The organism is Streptomyces sp. AC1-42W (assembly GCF_003248355.1).
In the GTDB taxonomy this organism is placed as follows: domain Bacteria; phylum Actinomycetota; class Actinomycetes; order Streptomycetales; family Streptomycetaceae; genus Streptomyces.
Genome location: NZ_QKWY01000002.1, coordinates 265,555 through 287,328, shown reverse-complemented (window position 1 = coordinate 287,328; position 21,774 = coordinate 265,555). Strand labels below are relative to the sequence as shown.

Sequence of the window (21,774 nt, the reverse complement as noted above, 5' to 3'; positions counted from 1 at the left end):
CCTTCGACAAGTCCCATCGTTGCAGGTCAGGAGCACTTCTCACGTTTTCGATCACGCTTCGGACAGCCCACCTCATGAAAGCCCGAGGCTAGACCCGTACTTCGCGGGTGACCGTTTCAGGTCTGTGGCCAGCGGGTTTGTCCGATGTCGGTGTCGAGGAGGTCGAGGAGGTGGAGTTGGACGCCGCGGTTGATCTGGACGGTTGGCGGGTCGGTGACGTTTCCGATCCGGAGGGTGAGTTCGCCGAGGTGGTAGAGGATCATGCGGCCGGTAGGGCGGACCCGTCGGTTGTCCGGGTAGAGGCCGGCCATGGTCTCGTCGGGGCCCAGAGCGCGTCTGACCTGCCGCTCAATCAGACAGAAGACGAGCAGGGCCAGGCAGATGACCTGGATGAGCGCGGCGACGCGCCGGTTGTGCTGCACGAAGACCGGTGCGACCGCGAGGGGGCCCTTGAAGTCGTGGTAGCGCCGCTCGACGGTGCCCTGGCCCTTGTACTGAATCAGGACGTGGGCGGGTCCGGCCTTCTCGGCCGGGACGCTGGTGATCAGCGCCCACCAGCCGTCAACGGCGGCTTCGGCTTCCAGCACGTCCTGGTCGAAGTGCCAGGTGAGGCCCGGGGTGCCCTGCTCGTCGGCGGTGATCTGCCAGCGCAGGCAGGAGGTGACACGGCGCTTGGCGGTGACGACGCCGATCCGGGCGACGATCTTCTCCCGGGTCTTGTAGTGCCGTCCGCCTGCCGCACCGGCGAGCTTGTCGAGGTCTTCGGCGGCCTTGGCCAGTCGCTTGGCCCGGGCCGCCCGCTGGCCGGCCGCGACGGCGGTGGAATGCACCAGGATCCGGCGCACCGTCAGCGACGGGTCGCTTTTGCGGCGCCCGGTCAGCGTGTGAATGTCCTCCAGGACTCGGTAGGTCTCCCGTTCCGTCTCCGGTTTCCTCTCGTCCCGCCCGGGCACCCAGTCGACGGCCTGCGCCTGCTGGGGATCCAGGACCGCGTAGACCTCGTCCTTGATCTGCGCGGCCGGGACGGGCGCGATGAACTCCACACCGGCCTCAAGCAGGGCGGTGATGTTGGAGTAGGACACCAGTTTGGAGTCGGCGACCATCAGAAACTCGTGGGTGCCGGCCATCGACCGCAGGTCTTTCATCGCCCCGACGACCTGGCTGGCCTCGGCCGCGGCGCCGTCGAAGACCCGGGAGTGGACGGGGATACCGCCGTCGGCCGAGACCGCGAGCCCGGACTGGATCTGTTTCAGATCCACGCGCCGGTCCTTTGGATGCCCGTTGCAGGCGATGAGCGGGTACCGCTCGTCCTGCTCCTCGGCAGGGAAAGCGCCATGGACGGACATGCTGGTCATGTCCCAGTGCAGCCGCGAGACATCGATCCCGAACTCGGTGATCGCCCGAGCGCCGACCGTGCCCGCGATGACCTCCAGCTTCGGAGCGATCGCGTCCAGGGCGCGGGCCAGGCGGTCATCATTGAGGAGGTCCGGCGTGATACCGAAGACCTCCTCCACCGCCCAGGTCCTCGCCCAGTCCCCGACGCGCACCAGTGGTGCGGGCGAGGTCAGCCGGTTGGCCACCAGTGCCTCGATGACCTGCCCGTGCGTCAGATGGGCGCTCGCACCGCCTGGACACACTTCGTCGACGATCCCCGCGACGTCCAGCCGGCGCAGAAACTCGGCAGCGACAGGCAGAGCGCCCAGACGCTTCTCCACCACGGACGTCACCACCACTTCAAGGCGCTGACGCTCAGATCGTGGCCGCGGGGACCGGGAAGTCATCGACACATCCGGACCAACGCCATACGACCGGCCCGGGACACTCCCAGACCGGTCACACCATACGAATCAACGACCCGCGAAGTACGGGACTAGAACTGAAGCAAGCGGTGGGGCCCTTCGACAACGTGCCCGGTGAGGCACTGGCGGAGGATACGAGATTCGAACTCGTGAGGGGTTGCCCCCAACACGCTTTCCAAATGTTCGTATGGGGGTCCGGCGGGGGCCGTACGTGTCCTGACCTGCGGCGGAACGTTCGGGGTGGCCTCGTCTGAACGCGGTCGGACGGGGATGAATGAGACCAGAATTGAGACCACAAAATCCAACCTCTACGAGGCCAGGCCCGCGCCCGAAGGATGCATCCCAGTGTTCACGGCGTGTCCCCCAGTCGTTCCAGTACGCCATGGCGCGGCCCGCGGTCGCCGGCTGGTTGCCAAGGAAAATCCCTCAAACTGTCGGCCCGTATTGCCACCCTCGCTTCTCTGCCTTGTCGCGCAAGAGGCTCGCTCGCTTCTTCCGTTGCTTGGGGCTCGCAACAGCCTTGAAGTCAACGAAGGCATGTGCCGGAGGACGCTCTTCGTCGTCCTCAACTTGAGAATCGTCAACGGCTCTGAGGTTTACCTCTTGAACCTCTGCGATGTCGACGCAATAAACGCCAGCCGACTTCAAATTAAGTGTCTCGGTGTGATATTGGTGAGCGTCTTCGGGGCTAACAAACGACGCTCTAGTTACAGATACCTCGCCCGAGTCCTTCGGGGTGGGACTGAAGAGTTGACTGGTGACTCGACCTTCATGAATCCAGATTGGGTGAACTTGGCGCCAAAGCCTCTCTTCTTGATCCGCTATTTCGAATTCGCCAGGTCGAAGATTTGAGTCATCAGCCGACATACCTTGCGATCCCCCCGATCACGAACTCTGTAATCTCACTCAACTGATGCCAGTGAAACGCCCTGTCATCCTCTTCGTCGTCATCTGACTTCGAGAATGCGTAAGCTTCGACCTTCCCGTCTGTTGCGACAGTCAGCGTCACTTCCCCTGCTGGGTAAGGCCACTCAAGCTGTACCCCGCCATCTTCTGTTGGGTATATGTAGGGACGCTGCACCTGCGTGTCGATGAATTCGAGCAGTAGCGACTCTACTTCCCGGAGGACTTTTCGACTTACCTGCCGACCAACGCCATCTAGCCATCCTGATTCGAGGTCGTGCAGCTCGCTTAGGCGATCGGACCAATCAGTCGGTAGTACGGGTTCAATGGACAGAACATCCTGAATCTCGATGATCTCCTCATCCATTGACTGAATGGCAACAGCGCTGATGGCCACAGTAGGTGCCATTGTCGAGCGATCAAGATGCTGTCTCAGGTCTGCAACGATGTCATCCGATGAAAAACGTCCAAGGATTGCCTTCTCGCCCCGAGTGAGGCGGAACTCAAACGTGCCTCTATCCGCGCTGATGCCAGTCACTTGTCCCAAAACAAGTGTCTCGATCTCGAATCTTTCGAGGCGTGCTTGTTCCTGAATCTTGCGGCGAATGGGTTGCGAGTAAATTACGGCATCAGGAGTCCCGCTATCGAACTCGATGAACTCGTCGCCTCGCAGGGTTCTCCCGAAGCTGGAAAACTCGCGCAACGCATGCGGAGGGAAGTCTCGAGGGATGCCGGACCCTTTTTGAATCGAGAGGAGTGCATCCTGAATAACGATTCTGGCTTCTTCGAAGATGTCTGCGTCGCTATCGTCGAAGAGTGCGTCGGCGTCGACGGTGGTCCGCTCCAGGACGGGAACGACGCTGCCCCGCTGGATATCGGACAGGCGAAGCGAAAAGGATGAGGCGAACCCCCTGGGGACGCGTTGGCGTGTCGCATGGCGCTTCTTGTAGAGACCTCGGGCCACGTCCACTACCAAGCGCTCATACCTAGCGAACTCTGCCAAAACCTCAACGGGTAGGCCCGCTTGCTCATAACGCCCGCCTCGCAAGCGCCAAGATCCAAAAGTCCGACTGTCCGTGCCCATGCCCCCACCCTACTGAGCCAGCGCCGGAACCCTGGATGTGCACTCCAACGCAGACCAATTTTGCTCCGTCGCAACGCCAGAAGCAATCGAACAGCGTCATCGCTGTGGGATGCGCGTCCTGTGCCCTCTCGTGGTTGCGCTACCCAGTCACTGTCTGGGGCTAAGGGTTGTCCCGTAACTGCTGGTCACGGGTGAGATGATCTTGCGGTGGCTGGTGTGATCACGGCGTCGGAGCCGTCCTGGATAGCCCCGTTCACCGGGCTGAGCCCTCGCCTGTTCGGCAAGCTGGTGACCGTACTGCGGCGCGAGGGTGCGGATGCGGTCCGCAGGGGCCGGCCGTGGAGCCTCCCGCTGGAGGACCGGGCTCTGCTGGTCGCGGCGTACTGGCGCACAAACTTGACGATGCGCCAGCTCGCCCCGCTCTTCGGGGTGTCCAAGTCGGCAGCGGACCGCATCATCGACCACCTCGGGCCGATGCTCGCGCTCCAGCCCCGCAAGCGGTTCGCCAAGGACACCGTCCTCATCGTGGACGGCACCCTGGTCCCCACCCGGGACCACACGGTGGCGGAGCAGTCCAAGAATTACCGGTACTCGACCAACCATCAGGTCGTCATCGACGCCGACACCCGCCTGGTCGTCGTGGTGGGCCGGCCGCTTGCCGGAAACCGCAACGACTGCAAGGCATGGGAGGAATCCGGCGCCAAAGCCGCCGTCGGCAGAACACTCACGATCGCCGACGGCGGCTATCCCGGCACCGGGCTCGTCATGCCCCACCGCCGACGCAAGGGCGAAGACCTTCCGGACTGGAAGGAAGCACACAACAAGTCCCACAAGCAGGTCCGCGCCCGCGTCGAGCACGTCTTCGCGCGCATGAAGACCTGGAAGATCCTCCGCGACTGCCGCCTCAAAGGCGACGGAGTCCACCACGCCATGCTCGGCATTGCCCGGATGCACAACCTCGCCCTCGCCGGATAGACGCACGGCCCGCACAACGGCCAACCACGCCCAAGGCGGCTCAGAGATCATTTACGGGACAGCCCTTAGGGGGCTGACCAGTCAAAATGCTCCCGAGTGGCGACATTCAGGATAGACGGGCGGCCTTGCGAAGACTGTGGCGTACAGCTATGAACTGCGTCGGAGGAGGGCGCCTGAGGCCGTGTCGCCATCCAGCTGGAGCTGGACTTGACGTATTGCAGGGTGACCGATTGCTGCTTTCGGCACGATGGGTGCGATTGGAGGCCGGCGCGTCGATTTTCGCCAGCACCACGCGCAGGCTGAGAGACCGCCGTAGAGAAAGACGTCCTCCCGTTCATTGTGATCAACTCGGGCTGTGGCACAACGGTGCCTCGTTGCTCTCGCTGGGGATGGGCTTGGGCGAGGGGCCGGGCGGTAAAGGGGGCGCTGGATGGAGACCTACGAGTAGGGGGTTCTGCCGACGGGGCAGTCTGGAGGCCAGCCAGCTACTGGGCAGGTCGTTGAAGGCCGGGGGCCGCTCGTCGATGGACAGGCAGAAGTCGGAGTTCCGTGAACCGCCACGGGGTTCTCGAGGCGGTGACGAAGGCGGCGGGGCCTTCTGGGAGACGCGTGAGGACGCCCAGGAAGAGGGTGTGGGAGACCGCCAGGAGGGGGCCGTGGCGTTGGGCGGTGTGGTGGAGGAAAGTGGCGCAGTGGCGGGCGCGGGTGTGTAGGTCGGTGAGGCTTTCGCCGTCTTCGCAGCGTAGGGACGGGTTGGCGAGGCGCCGGGCCCGCCAGGCGCGATAGGCGGGCGGGTAGGTCTCGGCGCTGCGGCCGAGGACGATGCTCGGGGCGCGCCACTCGGCGAGGAGGCCGGAGGTGGCGACGATCGGCAGGCCCGTGAGGTGCGAGACAAGGGTGGCGGTCTGGCGGGCTCGGGGGATGGGGCTGGTGACGATCGCGGTGATGCCGTTGGGGAGAGGGAGGGAGCGGTGTACCTGGTCGCGGCCCTCCTGCGTGAGGGTGGCCTCGTGTGGGGCGTGGTAGCCGGGGCGGTGGCCTTCGTAGGCGCCGTGGCGCATGAGCCAGATGTCAGCCAAGGATCCAGCCTCCGTCGACGCGCAGGGTCTGGCCGGTGATGAAGCCGGCGTCCTCGGTGGCGAGGAAGGCGACGGCCGCGGCGACGTCTTCCGGTCGGCCCCGGCGTTGGACGCACTGGCGGGCGAGCTGGCGGACGGTCATGGCTTCCGGGTCGTCGACGACGGCGTCTTCGGCGGGGACGCGGATGGAGCCGGGAGCGACGCAGTTCGCGGTGACGCCGGCTGGGCCGAGTTCGCGGGCGAGGGCGCGGGTGAGTCCTTCGAGGCCGGCTTTGGCACTGATGTAGCCGGCGAGCTCGTGGCGGCCCGCAGAGGCCAGGACAGAGCCGATCGTGATGACGCGGCCCCAGCCGGCGGCCGTCATGGCGGGGGTGAGTTCGTGGGCGAGAAGATAGTGGCTGGTCAGGTTGGTGGCCAGAGCGTCTTCCCAGTGGGTCGGTGTCGTCTCCGGCCATGATCGGCGCGGGTAGGCACCGGCGTTGCTGACCAGGATGTCCACCGGGCCCAACGCTTCTTGGGCTCGACGGCACAGGGACCGTACGGCCTCGGCGTCTCGAAGGTCTGCCGACAGGGAGATGCAAGAGGGGAGGGAGGCTGAGAGCTCTCCTGCCGTTCGGTCGTCGTCGTAGTGGGCGAGCGCGATAGCGGCGCCGTCGGCTGCGAGGCGGCGGACGATGGCCGTGCCGAGTCCGCCGGTGGCTCCGGTGACCAGGGAGGTGCGGCCGTTCAGGGGGCCGGGCATGACGACTCCAGGGGGCAGAAGTAGGTGGCGGGGTTGAAGTCGGGGCTCATCGCTTCGGCGAACCGGGCGAGGAGGACGAGCCGGTCCGGTGGGGCCAGGTCGGCGAGGTTGTAGACGCCGAGGATGCGCATGGCCAGGTAGGGGCGGAGAAGGTTCGCCAGGTCGACCCCGGGCCAGAGGCGGTCGGCGACCGGCCGTACGAGCTGGTTCCAGTACGTGGTCACGGCGGCCCGCCGGGGAGCCGCGAGCCGTGGGGCGTAGTCGATGTGGATAGTGCTCGTGGTGTGCTCGACGTCCGCTCGTCGGATCTCGGGGATGTTGTCCTGGACGCGGACGAACGTGGCGGGGTGGCCGGCGAAGGCCGCCGGGTTGTACGTGGGCACGAGCCAGCCGCCGAGGGCGGAGGCGTACCAGAGGAAGTTGGCGAACTCACCGGGGACGCTGTTCATCCCGGCGGTGTCGTAGTCGAACCAGGCGAGCGGCTGGGCGAGGTTGACGTCGGTGGGGTCGCCCTGGGTGAGAGCTGCCCAGACCGGCTCGGTCGCGGCGAAGTGGGCCCGGAGCCAGCGGAGGGTGGCAACCCAGTCCAGCTGGTGCCGACGGCCGTTGACGTACAGGGTGTAGGTGTCGAGGCGGGAGACCGGGACGTCGATGAGGTCGTCGGCGATCGGGAAGTCCTTGCCGCCGTAGTACTCGTCGAGTCGGCCGCCGGGGGCCGCACGGTCCCAGTACAGCTTGCGGACCACGCGTGTCGGGTCGGTGGGTCTCGCCGTCGCGAGGATGGCCTCGCGGTACGCGGCGGTGAGTTGATCCATGTAGGCGCGGAGGTCGCTGCTCGGCTCGTCGGCGTTGATGAGATCGAGCAGGAGCCCGTGATCGGTGCCGCCGGGCAGACGTTCGTACGCGAGGATTCGCCCGCCCGGCACACGCAAGTGGGCGTGGAGGGTTGGCACCCGGTAGTGCGGGGCCAGACGTGCGTGCCCGCGCGCCTCGGCGAGGCTTTCCACCGGGTCGCGCGTGTACTTCAGGAGCAACGGGCGGCCGAGGAGGTCGACGGGACAGAGCAGGTTGCGGGTGAAGCGCCGCACCGGGCCGAGCCGCAGAGGGCTGCGGAAGGTCATGGCCGCACCCCGTTGAGCAGATCGAGGCACACTCGGGCCAGTTCGGCGGGCGGGAAGGCGTCCATGTGAACGTCGACGTCTGAAGGGATGGCGTCTCGGACGGGGCAGAGGTCGCCCTGGTGCATGCGGTCGGACAGGTCGGTGGCGACGGCGTGGTGATGGGGGAGCCCGGTACGCCACTTGCTGTGGCTGTGGCGCGCGTACAAGCCGATGACGGGCCTCTCGGGACTGCGCGTCATCGCGGCGAGGTGGGTGAGGCCGGTGTCGTTGCCGACGACCAGGTCGCAGTGCGGGAAGAGATCGGCGAGCTGTTCGGCCGGCACCCCGTCCAGGTGGAGCACCTGAACGTGGCGCCTAGGGGCCTCTGCCCTGACGCGGAAGCCGTCTTCCGCGTTGCCGCCGATGAGCAGCAGCCGGGCCTGTGCTTGCTGGGCTTCGGCGATCTGCTCGGCGAGGGCGATGTACCGCTGGGCGGTGTAGTCCTTGCGCTTCGGCCAGCTGGTGGCGGTGATGGCGGCGATGGTCAGGCCGCCCAGCCAGCCCACCGATCGCAGCTCCTCCACGAGATCGTTCGGGCCGGTCGCGAGGGTCGGCGCGAAGGGAGCCGTGCCGGGGAGGCGGATACCGAGGCGGCGTTCCAGCGCCAGGTAGTGGCGGGCCGGCAGGTCCGGGTGGGCGCGGCCGTCGCTCGACCAGCAGGGCGGGGCCGCTGGATCGAGTACCACGCTCACCACAGCCTCGGAGCCGTGCGCCTCGATCCCCGCGCGGTCTCCGATCACGGCGCGTCGACCGTGGGGCGTGGTGACTGGGCGGTGAGCGATCAGCCCGGTCCGGGCGATCAGCCCCGCGTACGGCCCCACCGCCCGGACGGACGTGCGAACCGACCGCAGCCGCAGCCAGTCGAGCACCGCGCGGACCCCCGACAGAGCGAGGAGGGTGTCTCCGAGCTTCCCCTCGAAGGCCACCACGACCTCGCCGCACCCACTCAGGCGGTGGACGAACTCGGCGGAGGCGGGCAGCGGGAGCGGCGCGCCGAGGGGGACGCTGCCACGGTCGTACCCCAGCGGGGTGGTGTGGACGGCCCCGGCGGGGACGACCACGGAGCCGTGGTGGAACCGGGCCCCTGGCGGGGCGACCGAGCTCACGCCGGGCCCTCGATCGTGGTGAGCGAGACCAGCGGCAGCTCCAGCTCGTCGAGCAGGGCGCGGGCTCCGCGCGTGGTGTCCTCCACCAGGCAGGCCGCCGCCAGCGGCACGGCGCCGGCCTCGCGGAGGCGGCGGGTGAGGTCGGCCAGGGTCCGACCGGTGGTGATCTCGTCGTCCACGATGACGATGCGCTGTCCCGGAGCGATGCCGTAGGCGAAGACGTCGGTGCGCATGGCGTGCGGCTCGCTGAAGCGGACCGCGCCGTCCAGGGGGAGGTGCAGCTTCCAGGCGATCTTGTACGGGAGGCGGGCGGCGTCGGCGAGAGAGACGGTGGGCAGGATGCCGCCCGCGTCCAGGCCCAGGAGGAAGTCCACGGGGCCGGCCCCGTCCGGCAGCTGCTTCTGGAGCAGACGCCACAGATCGGCCCCCGTGCTGGCAAGGGTGTCGGGATGCACCGGGCTTTCCAGGCCGTCCAACGAGTGGATGACACGCTCGCGGCGGCTGGTGGCTCCGACGCTGAGCCGTTCGACGATTCGGGCGGAGAAGGGCGGCAGGGTGACGGTTTCGGGCATGACGGAGCTCCTGTCGGTGAGAGGGAGGAAGGAGAGGTGCGTGGTTCAGGCGGCGAGCTGGAGGGCGTACCAGGTGAGGAGCTGGTCGACCGCTGCGGTGACGGGCTTGAGCACGAGCTCGGTGTCACCGTCACGCCAAGCGTTCGCGACCTCGGCCAGAGGAGGGACCGCGAGGGCCGTCAGGCCCGGCATGCGGGAGGCGGCGGCGAGGATCCGGTCGGGGCCGGACTCCCACTGGTTGTGCTCGCGCAGGAGAAGGCGGCAGGCGAGCACGAGGTGCTTGTAGAGCTGCCGCAGAGCGGTCGCCCCCTCCGCAGTACGCAGACGGCGCATGGTGAGCATGACCTGGGGCAGTTCGCGGACGGCGGCGAACGCGAGCTCGTCCCGGCTGATCGTCGGAAGTTCGAGGTCGGATGCCGCATGCAGGACGGGGCTGCCTTGCTGGAGCTGGTGAAGGACGAAAGCCAGGCGCGGAGTGAGGCGTCGGGCGGTCAGTTCTCCGGGCGTGACGAGGGTGGGGCCGAGGGAGGCCGCACCGCCGAGGGCCGTCCGGTACTGCTCCAGGGCCTCTTGGATGCCGCCGATGACCTCGTGCTCGGCGATCACCATGAGGTCCAGGTCGGACCAGCCCGCGATCCAGGTTCCCTCTCCGGGGCTTCCGGTCAGGGTGACGAGCCGTACGCCGGGGCCGTACGCCCGCACCGCGTCGGTGAAGTCGGCCGTCGCCGACGCGACTGCTGCCGGAAGACCGAGCCCGTACGGGGTGGCCACGCGCAGCGCAGTCGTGGAGGGCGGGGCGGCGATGCGCCGGAGGCGGGCGCGGAGGGCTGCGATGCTGCCAGTGTTGTCGATGACGTGGTCGGCCAGAGCGGCGACCTGGTGGGCGCCACGGCTCATCTTGATCTCGTCCTTCGCGGCGACGGCCTGGGCCGGTGTGCCGGACCGCTCGACGCGTACGGCGAAGGGGGTGTCCAGGTAGACGATCTGGAGCGTGTCGCCCCTGAGCTGCTTGAGCTCGGCGATCGAGGCATCGTCGTGGACGGACTCGATGGTGAACAGCTTCGTGTCGACGTGGGCGTCCGCGAAGCGGTTCAGCTCGCCGAGGAGCAGTTCGGCCTGCCGACGGGCCGAGAGTGCGTACGGGTCCGCGAGCCCTTCCCGATGGGCTGCCTGCCGTAACAGGAAGCCGATCTTGAGGCGTTGGGCGCCGCAGGTCCGCTGGACGAACTGTGCGCTGGTGCTCTTCCCGCACTCGCTCAGCCCGCCGAAGGCGAGTACCTGGCGCAGATGCCGACTCGGCTTGATCTCTGTCGGAGCGATGTCCTCCCGCCCGTACAGCTTGAAGCGGGCCGGTACGGGGAGCCGACGACGGCCTGCGACGACATCGTTGACCAGCGCGTCGAGAGCGGCGTACAGCTCCTCACGTTGCCCGTGAAGTGCCGGGACACGTCGACGGGCCAGCTCATCGCGGGTCGCCGCTCGCTCGCTGTGCCAGATCCGCAGCGTCAGCACCGACATGCGGTCCACGACGGAGGCGAGCGTCTCGGTGTGCAGCGGCACATCGGCACGGCCCGCGTCCGCCAGCGAGCCGAGGACTTCGTCAGCGCGCTCGGCGAGGGCGTTGCGTTCGGCGTTGAGCTGGTCGATCTCTCGCTTGCAGTCGGCGACCTGGGCGGCGGAGAGGAAAGCACTGCGCACCCGGTCCTCGGTGTCCCACAGACGCCCGTTGACGGTGTGGAGCCGGGTGACGGTGTCGTCCAGGCGCTGCCGGTCCTTGTCCTGGAGGGTGGCCATGGCGCGGGCGAGCCCCGGAGGCAGCACCAAGGGCGGGGAGTTCTGGGTCATCGGGGACTCCCGTCGGTGAGTGGAGTGAGGCCGAGGTGATGGAGTACGGCGCTGTGCACGTCGTCCAGGGAGCGGTTCTCGCAGTCCACGACAGCGGCGTACGTGCCGTGGCCGGCCTGGTGAAGCAGAACAGCGTGCAGTGTCTTCTGATAGGCCGGGTAGATCCCGGTCCACGGGCGGCCCTCGCGGGCGCTGGTGATGGCGTAACTGCGCTCGGCGTCGAGGGATGCGAGCAGCAGCACCGCGGTCTCCGATGCGGTGGCGCGCGAACCGGCGATGTCCGTCACGGTCTTGAACGCCTCGCCCACCGTCAGCTCGTCCTTGACCACGCATGTCGCGGTGGCCACAGCGAGGAGCATGGGCAGGCCACGGTCCAGCAGTCCCGTACGACCGGGCTCGCGTGCGGTGGCCCGCTTGGCGTGACCGACGAGCAGCATCTCCGTCAGCTCGACCGTCGTGGACGTCTCGAACCACCACCGGGCGTAGTCGCCGGCCGCTGCTCGCGCCCACGGCTCGGGGTCGTGCTCGTGGACGGCTCCCAACGCTTGGAAGACGTGTCGGCGCGTGGCCAGCCGATCGAGGTGAGTCGTCTTGCCGACGTTGTCAGGGCCGTTGAGGCTGATGAAGTCCGGTAACCGCTCCACCGCTCATGCCTCGCGGATCGGTGTGTCGAGGACGGAGGTGATCGCGTGGGTGTTCGTGGCGATGAACTCGGCCAACTCCGGCGGCATCAGGTTCAGCTCACGGACGGCCTGGGCGGTGAAGGGCACCCGGACCACCTCGTACCCGCCCCGCTCCGGCTTGTCGAACTCGGTGCCCGTCCGTGCGGCCAGGTCCATCGACTCCAGGCGCGCCGCGAAGATGTGCTGGACTCCGACGCCTCCCTCCAGCACATCGGTGATGAGGTGGACGAGCTCGGCGCGTTCCAGCTTGCCGCCCAGCTCCTCGAACACCTCCCGGTGCAGAGCCGCCTCGATGGTCGCATCCTCTTCCTCGACTCCTCCGCCGACGGACACCCAGTACGGCTCCCTGCCGGGCTTGGTGCGCTTGATGAGGACCAGTTCGTCGCCGTCGAGAAGGATGGCGCGGGCGTTGCGCTTGACGATGTCGGTCATGCCGTTTGCTCCTTGGGTGTGTAACCGGAGAGAACGGGCGGAGGGGCGCTTTTTGGCTGTGGCCACTTTCCCCGGTTCGTGAATACAGCATGGTGCAAACTGATCGCTGAGTGTGACGCACGAGTGCTGCAGCGATGCCGCAGTAATGCCGAACAGGACTGCCCGCACAGGGTGTTTCGGCGTTTCACCAGGTGACGGACGGGGGGGGTACGACGGTGGTGACTGTGCAGAGATGGTCCGGGCGCGAAGCACGGCTGCTGCGCGAAGCCCTTCGCATGAGCCTGCGTGACTTCGCCGCCTACCTCGGCGTCAGCGACCGCACCGTGTCGAACTGGGAGGGCGGCGGCGCGGGTTACCAGCCGCGTGCAGAGTCCCAGGCTGTGCTCGACACCGCGCTCGACCATGCGTCGGGCGAAGCGCAGACGCGGTTCGCGGCGGCGCTGGGAACAAACGGCGCTGCGCCACCCGTGACAGGCCGAATCGAAGTCGACTCCCACAAGTTCCTGCCAGTTTTCATCGGCGTCGAGCGCGCCGGCCGCCTCCGTGCACACATGAGACCGAGTGCGCACGGCGAGTGGCTGGAGTCCTCCTCGGCCCGCGTCGACCACCCCGAGGCACAGGAGTGCGTCCTTCACGTCTTCGCGTGCGGGGTGGCCGTCTTTCACCTCGTTCAGCCGCACCAGCCTGCCGCGCTCACCGACCTTGCGGTCTGGCGGTACCGCTCCTACGCCTCCGACCTGCCCTGGGCACGAGACAAGCTCCGCGACCTCCTGGACGAGGAACCCGCCCGCGTCCCCAACCCGGAGTACGTCCTCTCCCTCTACTGGCTCACCTCGGGCCCCTGGTCCGGCGACGCCCACGACACCGCACTGCGCCTGCTGTCCACGCCCTCTGTCCTGGTCGACCGCGGCGCCCCGGACGGCCCAGCTCCTCTGGGCGGTGCGGTCGAGGAGTCTCTCCTCGCCACCGGCTTCGACCACCCCGACATCGTGTCCTTCGGCGTACGGGGTGTGTCCACCGCCTACGCGGGCTGGTCCGGCGTCGCCTATGCCTCTCACTCCCGCGAGCGCAGCCTCACCATCGACGAGTTGGTCACCTGTGAACTGACCGTCCAAGCCCTCTGGTGCTTCACCCGCCAGGTGCAGCAGATGATCGAGGACGGCCAGGACCCCTTCATGCCCGAGCAGTACGGCTGGCGCTTCCTGCGTGCCGCCTCCTCCCGGCTCACCACCGCCCGAGCCCAGGAGACCGCTCAACACGTTCTGATGCGGGAGGCCATCATGAACACCAGCGGGCTGGCCGAACGGCTGCGCGCCGCGCAGGACGCTCTGCGAGAGGGCGTCCGGTGAGAACACAGGGCAGGAGAAGCAACGGATGGACATCGGCAGCGCCGCGCTGGTCGTGATCGACATGCAGAACGGCTTCGTGAACGAGCGAAGCCGCCACGCCGTGCGGGCGGTCTCCGATCTCGTCACCCAGTGGACCGGCGCCGGCCGACCCGTGATTTTCACCCGGTACTTCAACTATCCGGACAGCCCGTACGAGCGCTTCTTCCAGTGGCGCCGACTCCAAGAACCACCTGAGACCGACATCGTCCCCGAACTCGCGGAGGCGGCAGCCCGCGCGCACGCGGTCGTCGACAAGACCGGCTACACGCTCTTCACCCTCCAGGCAGCCGAACTGGTCCGTGGGGGCGGCTGGACCGACCTCGTCTTCTGCGGAATCGCTACCGAGAGCTGCGTCCTGAAGTCTGCGGCCGACGCCTTCGAACACGGCTACGCACCCTGGATCGTCACCGACGCCTGCGCCAGCGACGCCGGCCCTGACGTACACGACGCCGGCCTCGTCGTCGCGCGCCGTCTGATCGGAACCGGCCAACTTGTCACCACCGAGCACGTGGTCGACCAACTCGCGGCGTATGCAGGGGCTCCGATGCTGGAATAGCCCTATGGGCGACACGCTGTACGACACCGATCTGATCATCATCGGCGGCGGACCCGCCGGATGCGCCGCCGCACGCATGGCCGCCAGTGTCGGCATGCGCTCGGTTTTGGTCGAGCCGGACCGGCTGTGCCGGAACCTGTACCGAATCCCAGCCTTGAACAACGTTCTCGGCGGCTACACCGGCGGCCCCGAGCTGGCCGACGCCATCGTCGCCGAGCTGAAGGGCACGGAGCTGTGCCGGCTCGAACTCGGCCGGTACGTCACCGAGCTTCGCGCGGACGACGACCAGGTGACCGTCACGTTGGACACGGGCGCTTCCCTCACCGCCCCGTACGCCGTCGTCGCCACGGGCGTCGGCCCTCTCCAACCCGGCGACGCGCCCTGGATCACCGCCTGCGTCGGTCTGACTCTGCCCGCGCTCTGGCAGGCGGACGCCGGTGACGCCCAGGGCCGGACCCTCCTCGTACTCGGTGGCGACCGCCCTATTGGCACCTTCCTGCGCGCCCATCCGACCACGGACACGCGCCTCCTCGTGGCGTACCCGGCTGCCGACGCGTACAAGATCGACGAGGTCCGCGAGGACCCACGGGTCACGCTGCTCCCCGTCGATCACCTGACGCTGCACGGTGGAGAAGGTGCCCAGTTGTCGGCCGAGGCAGTGGGGCAGGACGGTATTCACCGGACGATCACGGCGGACGCGGCCTTCCTCAGCCTGGGAAGTGCCCCCGCCGCCCCACCCGGAGACCTGATCCGCGGCACGGACGGATACTGCCCGCCCACCGACCAGCACCCCCGCGTCATCGTGGCCGGTGACCTCCGCTCCGCCCGCTTCCAACGGATCATGACCGCCCTGGGCTCCGGCAGCGAGGCAGCGCTGCGCGTGTACTACGCATCCAGGGACCTGCCCCTCAAGGGGTGAGACAACGTCGAAGGGCCCCACCGCGAGCGGTGGGGCCCTTCGACATCGTGCCCGGTGAGGCACTGGCGGAGGATACGAGATTCGAACTCGTGAGGGGTTGCCCCCAACACGCTTTCCAAGCGTGCGCCCTAGGCCACTAGGCGAATCCTCCGCCGCAAACAATACAAGACGTTGGGGAGTGCTCGCGAACCCGATCCGCGGGGAGGTGCTGGAGGGGGTTCGGGGAGGTGGGGGAGGTGGACTTGTGGGGGTGGGGATCGGTTAAGGTGGGCGTCAGCCCCTCACGTGGCGCTATCTGACTGAACTCCCCCAGGGCCGGAAGGCAGCAAGGGTAGGTTGGCTCTGGCGGGTGCGTGGGGGGCCCTTGCGTGTCCGGGCGGGTGGGGTTGTCAGTGCGCCCCGATAACCTCGTAGGTGTGTCGTCCCTTGCGCTGTACCGCCGCTACCGCCCCGAGTCGTTCGCCGAGGTCATCGGTCAGGAGCATGTCACTGACCCGCTCCAGCAGGCCCTGCGGAACAACCGGGTCAATCACGCGTACCTGTTCAGCGGCCCGCGGGGCTGCGGCAAGACGACGAGTGCGCGCATCCTCGCCCGCTGTCTGAACTGTGAGCAGGGGCCCACGCCCACCCCCTGCGGCGAGTGCCAGTCGTGCCGGGACCTCGCGCGCAACGGGCCGGGGTCGATCGACGTCATCGAGATCGACGCCGCTTCGCACGGTGGCGTGGACGACGCCCGTGATCTGCGCGAGAAGGCGTTCTTCGGACCGGCCTCCAGTCGTTACAAGATCTACATCATCGACGAGGCCCACATGGTGACCTCGGCGGGGTTCAACGCCCTGCTGAAGGTGGTGGAGGAGCCCCCGGAGCATCTGAAGTTCATCTTCGCGACCACGGAGCCCGAGAAGGTCATCGGCACCATTCGTTCGCGCACCCACCACTACCCCTTCCGGCTGGTGCCGCCGGGGACGCTGCGCGACTACCTCGCCGAGGTCTGCGGCCGGGAGAACAGCCACGTCGACGAGGGCGTCCTGCCGCTCGTCGTACGGGCCGGTGCCGGGTCCGTGCGTGACTCGATGTCCGTCATGGACCAGCTGCTCGCCGGCGCGGGCGACGAGGGTGTGACGTACGCCATGGCGACGGCCCTTCTCGGTTATACGGACGGCTCCCTGCTCGACTCCGTCGTGGACGCCTTCGCGGCGGGCGACGGGGCCGCCGCCTTCGAGGTCGTGGACCGGGTCATCGAGGGCGGCAACGACCCGCGCCGCTTCGTCGCCGACCTGCTGGAGCGGCTGCGCGACCTGGTGATCCTCGCCGCCGTCCCGGACGCCGGGGAGAAGGGGCTGATCGACGCGCCCGCCGACGTCGTGGAGCGGATGCAGGCCCAGGCGTCCGTGTTCGGAGCCGCCGAGCTGAGCCGCGCCGCCGACCTGGTCAACCAGGGGCTCACGGAGATGCGCGGCGCGACCTCGCCGCGCCTCCAGGTCGAGCTGATCTGCGCCCGGGTCCTGCTGCCCGCCGCCTTCGACGACGAGCGCTCGCTCCAGGCCCGGCTCGACCGGCTGGAGCGGGGCGCCTCCTTCGCCACCACCGGCCCCGGTCCCGCCATGGGGTACGTCCCCGGCCCCGAGGCCCTCGCCCACGCACCGGCCCCCGTCGCCCCGCAGCCGGGCGCCGGGCCCGCCGCCGCACGCGCCGCCGTCCGGGGGGACGCGCCCGCGCCGCAGGCCCCGTACGGGCAGCAGGCCCCCGCCCCGGCTGCCGCGCAGGCCCCGGAGTCCGCCGCCCCGTACACACAGGCTCCGGCCGCCCCGCAGACCCCGCCCGCCGCCCCCGCGCCCACCCCACCCCCCGCCGAAGCGCCCGGCTCCGGGCAGCGGCCCGGGGCGTGGCCCGCCGCGGCCTCCGCGCCCGCGCCCGCCGCCGACCAGGGACGCCGCCCCGGCGGCTGGCCCACCGCCGCCGCGCCCGGCAGGGGCCCCGCCCCGGCGCCCACGCCCGCCCCGGCCGCGCCCGCCCCCGCGCCGCAGAGCGCCCACGCCGCCCCCGAGACCGCGCCGGGCATGGCGCAGGGCGCGGGGCAGGTGCGCAACATGTGGCCCGACATCCTGGAGGCGGTGAAGAACCGCCGACGTTTCACGTGGATTCTCCTCAGCCAGAACGCCCAGGTCACCGGGTTCGACGGCAGCACCCTGCAGATCGGCTTCCTCAACGCCGGAGCGCGGGACAACTTCGCGAGCAGCGGCAGCGAGGACGTGCTGCGGCAGGCCCTGGCCGAGCGGTTCAACGCGCAGTGGAAGATCGAGGCCATCGTGGACCCCTCCGGCGGCGCCGGGCAGCCCGCGCCGCCGCCGTCCGGGGGCCAGCGCCCGTACACCCCGCCGCCCGCCCCGCAGCGCCCCGCCGCCCCCGCGCCGCAGTCGTACGAGCAGCGGCCCGCCCCCGCCCAGCCTCCCGCCGCCCCGCCGCAGCCGGGCGGCTCCGGGGCCCCGGCCGGGCCGCCGCCGGCCGCCGCCGCTCCCGAGCCGCCCAGGGCCGTCGCGCCCGAGGACGACATCCCGGAGGCCGACGACCCCGACCTGGTCGACTCCGCGCTCTCCGGACACGAGCTGATCGTCCGCGAGCTGGGGGCCACGGTGGTGGAGGAGTACACGAACGAATAGCCCGCCGGCACCGACACCCTTCCGAACGCCGAACGCCGGACGCCGAGCGCCGAACGCCGGGCGCCTGGCACTGGGCACCTGACGCCGGACACCCGGCGCTCCGACGTGCCGCCCCCGCCCCGGCGCGGCACGCGCCCCCGTGTCCACGGATCGGCGGCCGTCCGGGCCCGCGCGTCCCGGCGGCTAGGCTGCACCCCGTGAAGGTCCTCGTCATCGGCGGCGGCGCCCGCGAACATGCCCTGTGCCGCTCTCTGTCCCTCGACCCCGAGGTCACCGACCTGTACTGCGCCCCCGGCAACGCCGGTATCGCAGAGGTGGCCGAACTGCACCAGGTCGACGCCCTCGACGGCGCTGCCGTCGCGCACCTCGCCACCGGGCTGGGTGCCGATCTGGTGGTCGTCGGCCCGGAGGCGCCCCTCGTCGCCGGGGTCGCCGACGCCGTGCGCGCCGCCGGCATCGCCTGCTTCGGCCCGTCCGGCGAGGCCGCCCGGCTGGAGGGCTCGAAGGCGTTCGCGAAGGACGTCATGGCCGGGGCGGGCGTACCGACCGCCCGCAGCTACGTGTGCACCACGCCCGCCGAGATCGACGCCGCCCTCGACGCCTTCGGCGCGCCGTACGTCGTCAAGGACGACGGGCTGGCCGCCGGCAAGGGCGTCGTCGTCACCGAGGACGTCGAGGCGGCCCGCGCCCACGCGCTCGCCTGCGAGCGGGTGGTCATCGAGGAGTTCCTCGACGGCCCCGAGGTGAGCCTCTTCGCGATCACGGACGGCACCACCGTGCTGCCGCTCCAGCCCGCCCAGGACTTCAAGCGCGCGCTCGACGGTGACGAGGGCCCGAACACCGGCGGCATGGGCGCGTACTCCCCGCTGCCGTGGGCCGACCCCAAGCTGGTGGACGAGGTCCTGGAGTCGGTGCTCCAGCCGACCGTCGACGAGCTGCGCCGGCGCGGTACGCCCTTCTCGGGGCTGCTGTACGCGGGCCTCGCGATCACCTCGCGCGGTGTACGGGTCATCGAGTTCAACGCCCGGTTCGGCGACCCGGAGACCCAGGTCGTCCTGGCGCGCCTGAAGACGCCGCTGGCCGGAGTGCTGCTCGCGTCCGCCAACGGCTCCCTGGACCAGCTGTCGCCGCTGCGGTGGAGCGAGGAGGCGGCCGTCACCGTGGTCATCGCCTCGCACAACTATCCGGGGACTCCCCGTACGGGTGATGCGATCGAGGGGTTGGGCGAGGTCGCGGCGCAGGACGCCCCGCACGCGTACGTCCTGCACGCCGGCACCCGCCGCGAGGGCGACGCGGTCGTCAGCGCGGGCGGCCGGGTGCTGTCCGTGACGGCGACGGCCGAGGACCTCGCGGGCGCCCGCGAGCGCGCCTACGCGGCGGCGGCCAGGATTCGGCTGGAGGGCTCCCAGCTGCGTACGGACATCGCCCGGAAGGCCGCCGAGGACGCGGCGACCGCACGGGCCTGATCCGGCCAAAAACGAGGACTCGCCCCCGTACCCCGTAGGCCCCCCACACCTCAACAGCTTTGCCCAAAGCCATTCCATCGAGTGACGGCTGAGCCATCCGGATGACGCCCGCCGCACCCCCAACTAGGGTGCGGCGCAGGCGTTCCGGCACTTGGCCCACCGGCATTGCGATGTCAGAGGCCGGTGCCACAGTGGGGGAGTGAGCAACACCGCCGTGGGGGCAGAGGGGGTGAGGTCCAGCCATGTCCGGTACCGGTACGGGTGAGGAGCCGGGCGCGCGTGCGGCGCGGGTCCGGGCGCTCGCCCTGCTGCGCATTCGCGGCAGGGCGACAGCGGCCGCGCTGCTGCCCGCGGCGCTGGCCGTGGTGCTGTTCGCCGCCGGGGCGCGGGGTTTCGCGAGCGGCGACGGCTGGGACGCGGCCCGCTGGGCGGTGGCCGCCTGCGCGCTCGTCGTCCTGCTGATCGCGGCGGCCGTCGCGGTCGCGGTCGCGCGGGCGAAGCCCGCGGTCAGCCCGACCGTTCCGCTGAGCGAGACGGCGGCCCCCGACCTCTACCGCCTGGTCCGTGAGCTCGCGGACCGGCTCGATGTGCCCGCGCCCGCCGCGATAGCGCTCACGCCCGACTGCGACAGCTGGCTGGAGGACCGGGCGCGCCCGCCGGGCGGTGGCTCCGCCGGGCGGGCCGAGGCGGCCCCGGTGCTGGTCATCGGGTCGCCGTTCCTGTGGTGGATGCGGGTGGGCGAGCTGCGCGCGGTCCTCGCCCCGGTCGTCGCGGGGACGAGCTCGTCCGCCCACCCCGACATAGCCGCCGCCCGGCGCTTCGTCCGGGGCCTCGACGGGGCCGTCGCGGACGCGGCCGCCCCCGGCCGGGGCCCGGTGGGCCGGGTGCTGCGGCTGCCGCGCGCCTTCGTCGGCCGGATCGCCCGGATGCTGCTGCGCAGCTGCCGCGGCCATGCCGCCGAGATGGAGCGGGGCGTGGCCGCCGCCGCCTCCACGCGCGCCCAGGCGGTGGACTACGGGGTGCGGATCGTCGCGCAGGAGCAGGTCGGCCTCGCCTACGCCGGCTGGGACCGGCTGCTCACCCGGGTCGCGCTGCCCGCCTGGCGGATGGGCCGCTGGCCCTCGCAGCTGGACGCGGGTGTCGTCTGCGCCCTCACCGAGCTGTCCCGCCGCGACCGGCTGGCCGAGGGGTACGCCTCCCGGCTCGGCGAGCGCCCCGCCTGCGACCTCCTGGAGGAGCCCGGCGCGGCCGACGAGGCGGTCTCCCTGCTGGCGGCCCGGCTGTTCCACGGCGGCCCCGCCGGGGCGGGCGCCGACTGGGCGCCGGTGGACTGGCAGCAGTACCCGGACGAGGTGGTCGACCGGAAGTGGCGCTCCGAGGCGGCCCGTCTGCACCGGGTCCTGGACGCCCTGGGCGACGACGGAGTGCCCACCCTGGCCCGCGTCGTCGACCACCTGGAGGCGGCGGAGAGCGGCGGCGAGGCGCTGGCGGCCGGGATCACCGCGGCACTGGCCCGCGAGGAGGCGGCGGACCGGGCGGGAGCCCGGGGAGCGGACGGGCCCGGTACGCCCCGGCCCGGCGCTACCGGGGCCGCTGCCCCGGTACAGAGCGCCCCCGTACAGAGCGCCCCCGTACAGGACGCCCCCGTACAGGACGCCCCCGTACAGAGCGCCCCCGTACAGGACGCCCCCGTACAGAGCGCCCCCACCGGCGCGGACGCGCCCACGCACGCCGGAGCCCACAGCGCGGAGGGGGCTCACGGCCACGCCGTGCACGCCGGTACGGACGCGCACAGCGCGGAGGCGCACTCCGGCGCGAGCGCCCCCGCCCCGAGTGCCCCCACTCCGAGCACCCCCACCCCGAGTGCCCCCGGCGGCTCCACGGCCCCCGCGAACGGCTCCACGGCCCCCGCCCACCATCCCGCCCGCGAGGACCTTCTCGCCCCCTGGGGCCCCGACCCCCTCCCCCTCTTCCCGCTGCAGCCGCCCCGTACCGGGATCGACCTGCTCGTCGACCACGTCGCGGCGATGGTCTGCTGTGCCGCCGTGGACACGGCGGGGGCCGCCCCCGGGCTCGACTGGCTCGACGGGCCCGCGCTGCTCGTCGGCGGGGAGCGCGGGGCGGATCTGGGGAGCCCGGTGCTCAGCCTGATCGAGGACGGTGACGCGGGCCCGCTGCGGTCCTGGCTGGACGCGGTCGGCGTACGCGTCGACAAGCCCGTACGCCTGGTCTGACCCGACCGGTCGCCACCGGCACGGAACGGACGTAACCGGAGCATCGAGTTCCGTTAAACGTCAATTCGCGACGAACGGTGACGGAGTGCGTGCGTTATGTGATGTGCTGGGGAACGGCGCCGACTGCCGGCGCGTCACTGTTGTTCCGGGGGTTGCGAGGGAGGGGGAGCG

17 protein-coding genes, 1 tRNA gene and 1 other RNA gene are annotated in these 21,774 nt (G+C 70.2%); 8 read left to right on the top strand and 11 right to left on the bottom strand.

Annotated elements, in window-relative coordinates; all coding sequences use genetic code 11:
* Window positions 1-116: 116 nt before the first annotated feature.
* Both DNK56_RS36085 and DNK56_RS19095 read right to left on the bottom strand, forming a co-directional pair.
* The gene (locus DNK56_RS36085) at window positions 117-1,718 is read right to left on the bottom strand and encodes an IS1634 family transposase (RefSeq protein ID WP_241989718.1); all 1,602 of its coding nucleotides are present in this window, start codon (window positions 1,716-1,718) and stop codon (window positions 117-119) included.
* A gap of 937 nt (window positions 1,719-2,655) precedes the next feature.
* Window positions 2,656-3,786, bottom strand: coding sequence for a hypothetical protein (locus DNK56_RS19095; RefSeq protein ID WP_146615261.1), 1,131 nt, complete (start codon window positions 3,784-3,786; stop codon window positions 2,656-2,658).
* A gap of 207 nt (window positions 3,787-3,993) precedes the next feature.
* On the opposite strand from DNK56_RS19095, the gene DNK56_RS19090 reads away from it, so the two are divergent.
* On the top strand, window positions 3,994-4,761 hold the full coding sequence (locus DNK56_RS19090; protein ID WP_111334259.1) for a transposase: 768 nt from the start codon (window positions 3,994-3,996) through the stop codon (window positions 4,759-4,761).
* A gap of 485 nt (window positions 4,762-5,246) precedes the next feature.
* Here the strand turns inward: DNK56_RS19090 and DNK56_RS19085 are convergent, their stop codons facing one another.
* Genes DNK56_RS19085 through DNK56_RS19050 form a run of 8 tightly spaced genes read right to left on the bottom strand, consistent with a single transcriptional unit; the run spans window position 5,247 to window position 12,380 of the window.
* Window positions 5,247-5,840: a histidine phosphatase family protein gene (locus DNK56_RS19085; RefSeq protein WP_111336406.1), complete on the bottom strand. Its 594-nt coding sequence runs from the start codon at window positions 5,838-5,840 to the stop codon at window positions 5,247-5,249.
* A complete protein-coding gene (locus DNK56_RS19080) occupies window positions 5,833-6,582 on the bottom strand; it encodes an SDR family NAD(P)-dependent oxidoreductase (protein WP_111336403.1) in 750 nt (249 codons plus the stop codon). The genes DNK56_RS19085 and DNK56_RS19080 overlap by 8 nt, the downstream gene beginning before the upstream one ends.
* On the bottom strand, window positions 6,567-7,703 hold the full coding sequence (locus DNK56_RS19075) for a hypothetical protein (protein ID WP_111336400.1): 1,137 nt from the start codon (window positions 7,701-7,703) through the stop codon (window positions 6,567-6,569). Before DNK56_RS19075 ends, DNK56_RS19080 begins: the two co-directional genes overlap by 16 nt.
* Window positions 7,700-8,848, bottom strand: coding sequence for a glycosyltransferase family 9 protein (locus DNK56_RS19070; RefSeq protein ID WP_111336397.1), 1,149 nt, complete (start codon window positions 8,846-8,848; stop codon window positions 7,700-7,702). The genes DNK56_RS19075 and DNK56_RS19070 overlap by 4 nt, the downstream gene beginning before the upstream one ends.
* Entirely contained in the window at window positions 8,845-9,420 is a 576-nt protein-coding gene (locus DNK56_RS19065; RefSeq protein WP_111336394.1) for a phosphoribosyltransferase domain-containing protein, read from the bottom strand. The genes DNK56_RS19070 and DNK56_RS19065 overlap by 4 nt, the downstream gene beginning before the upstream one ends.
* 45 nt (window positions 9,421-9,465) lie before the next feature.
* Window positions 9,466-11,265, bottom strand: a complete 1,800-nt coding sequence (locus DNK56_RS19060; RefSeq protein WP_111336392.1) for a DUF4254 domain-containing protein — start codon at window positions 11,263-11,265, stop codon at window positions 9,466-9,468.
* Window positions 11,262-11,909, bottom strand: a complete 648-nt coding sequence (locus DNK56_RS19055) for a hypothetical protein (RefSeq protein ID WP_111336389.1) — start codon at window positions 11,907-11,909, stop codon at window positions 11,262-11,264. Before DNK56_RS19055 ends, DNK56_RS19060 begins: the two co-directional genes overlap by 4 nt.
* 3 nt (window positions 11,910-11,912) lie before the next feature.
* Window positions 11,913-12,380 carry an NUDIX hydrolase gene (locus tag DNK56_RS19050; RefSeq protein WP_111336387.1) on the bottom strand — a complete coding sequence of 156 codons (468 nt, stop codon included), beginning with the start codon at window positions 12,378-12,380 and terminating at the stop codon, window positions 11,913-11,915.
* 215 nt (window positions 12,381-12,595) lie between these two features.
* Between DNK56_RS19050 and DNK56_RS19045 the strand changes: the two genes are divergently transcribed.
* From DNK56_RS19045 to DNK56_RS19035, 3 genes are read left to right on the top strand one after another with little or no spacing between them, the layout of a single operon-like run.
* Complete coding sequence (locus tag DNK56_RS19045) at window positions 12,596-13,729, top strand: helix-turn-helix domain-containing protein (protein WP_342211090.1); 1,134 nt, start codon at window positions 12,596-12,598, stop codon at window positions 13,727-13,729.
* Window positions 13,730-13,754: 25 nt separating this feature from the next.
* A complete protein-coding gene (locus DNK56_RS19040) occupies window positions 13,755-14,324 on the top strand; it encodes a cysteine hydrolase (RefSeq protein WP_111336383.1) in 570 nt (189 codons plus the stop codon).
* 4 nt (window positions 14,325-14,328) lie between these two features.
* A complete protein-coding gene (locus tag DNK56_RS19035; protein WP_111336380.1) occupies window positions 14,329-15,243 on the top strand; it encodes an FAD-dependent oxidoreductase in 915 nt (304 codons plus the stop codon).
* A gap of 63 nt (window positions 15,244-15,306) precedes the next feature.
* Here DNK56_RS19035 and DNK56_RS19030 read toward each other — a convergent pair.
* Window positions 15,307-15,394, bottom strand: a tRNA-Ser gene (locus DNK56_RS19030).
* Window positions 15,395-15,516: 122 nt separating this feature from the next.
* On the opposite strand from DNK56_RS19030, the gene ffs reads away from it, so the two are divergent.
* The 4 genes from ffs (at window position 15,517) to DNK56_RS19010 (ending at window position 21,603) form a co-directional block, all read left to right on the top strand.
* Window positions 15,517-15,611, top strand: an RNA gene (gene ffs, locus DNK56_RS19025) — signal recognition particle sRNA small type.
* 48 nt (window positions 15,612-15,659) lie between these two features.
* A complete protein-coding gene (locus DNK56_RS19020; RefSeq protein WP_111336378.1) occupies window positions 15,660-17,903 on the top strand; it encodes a DNA polymerase III subunit gamma and tau in 2,244 nt (747 codons plus the stop codon).
* 197 nt (window positions 17,904-18,100) lie between these two features.
* The gene (gene purD, locus DNK56_RS19015; RefSeq protein WP_111336375.1) at window positions 18,101-19,369 is read left to right on the top strand and encodes a phosphoribosylamine--glycine ligase; all 1,269 of its coding nucleotides are present in this window, start codon (window positions 18,101-18,103) and stop codon (window positions 19,367-19,369) included.
* Between the two features lie 242 nt (window positions 19,370-19,611).
* Window positions 19,612-21,603: a hypothetical protein gene (locus DNK56_RS19010; RefSeq protein WP_111336373.1), complete on the top strand. Its 1,992-nt coding sequence runs from the start codon at window positions 19,612-19,614 to the stop codon at window positions 21,601-21,603.
* Window positions 21,604-21,774: the final 171 nt, after the last annotated feature.

What these genes read in the sequence shown, in the direction of transcription:
- DNK56_RS19095 (WP_146615261.1), bottom strand. Translation starts at nt 3,786, where the DNA reads ATGGGCACGGACAGTCGGACTTTTGGATCTTGGCGCTTGCGAGGCGGG.
- DNK56_RS19080 (WP_111336403.1), bottom strand. Translation starts at nt 6,582, where the DNA reads ATGCCCGGCCCCCTGAACGGCCGCACCTCCCTGGTCACCGGAGCCACC.
- DNK56_RS19075 (WP_111336400.1), bottom strand. Translation starts at nt 7,703, where the DNA reads ATGACCTTCCGCAGCCCTCTGCGGCTCGGCCCGGTGCGGCGCTTCACC.
- DNK56_RS19065 (WP_111336394.1), bottom strand. Translation starts at nt 9,420, where the DNA reads ATGCCCGAAACCGTCACCCTGCCGCCCTTCTCCGCCCGAATCGTCGAA.
- DNK56_RS19060 (WP_111336392.1), bottom strand. Translation starts at nt 11,265, where the DNA reads ATGACCCAGAACTCCCCGCCCTTGGTGCTGCCTCCGGGGCTCGCCCGC.
- DNK56_RS19050 (WP_111336387.1), bottom strand. Translation starts at nt 12,380, where the DNA reads ATGACCGACATCGTCAAGCGCAACGCCCGCGCCATCCTTCTCGACGGC.
- DNK56_RS19040 (WP_111336383.1), top strand. Translation starts at nt 13,755, where the DNA reads ATGGACATCGGCAGCGCCGCGCTGGTCGTGATCGACATGCAGAACGGC.
- DNK56_RS19035 (WP_111336380.1), top strand. Translation starts at nt 14,329, where the DNA reads ATGGGCGACACGCTGTACGACACCGATCTGATCATCATCGGCGGCGGA.
- DNK56_RS19010 (WP_111336373.1), top strand. Translation starts at nt 19,612, where the DNA reads ATGTCCGGTACCGGTACGGGTGAGGAGCCGGGCGCGCGTGCGGCGCGG.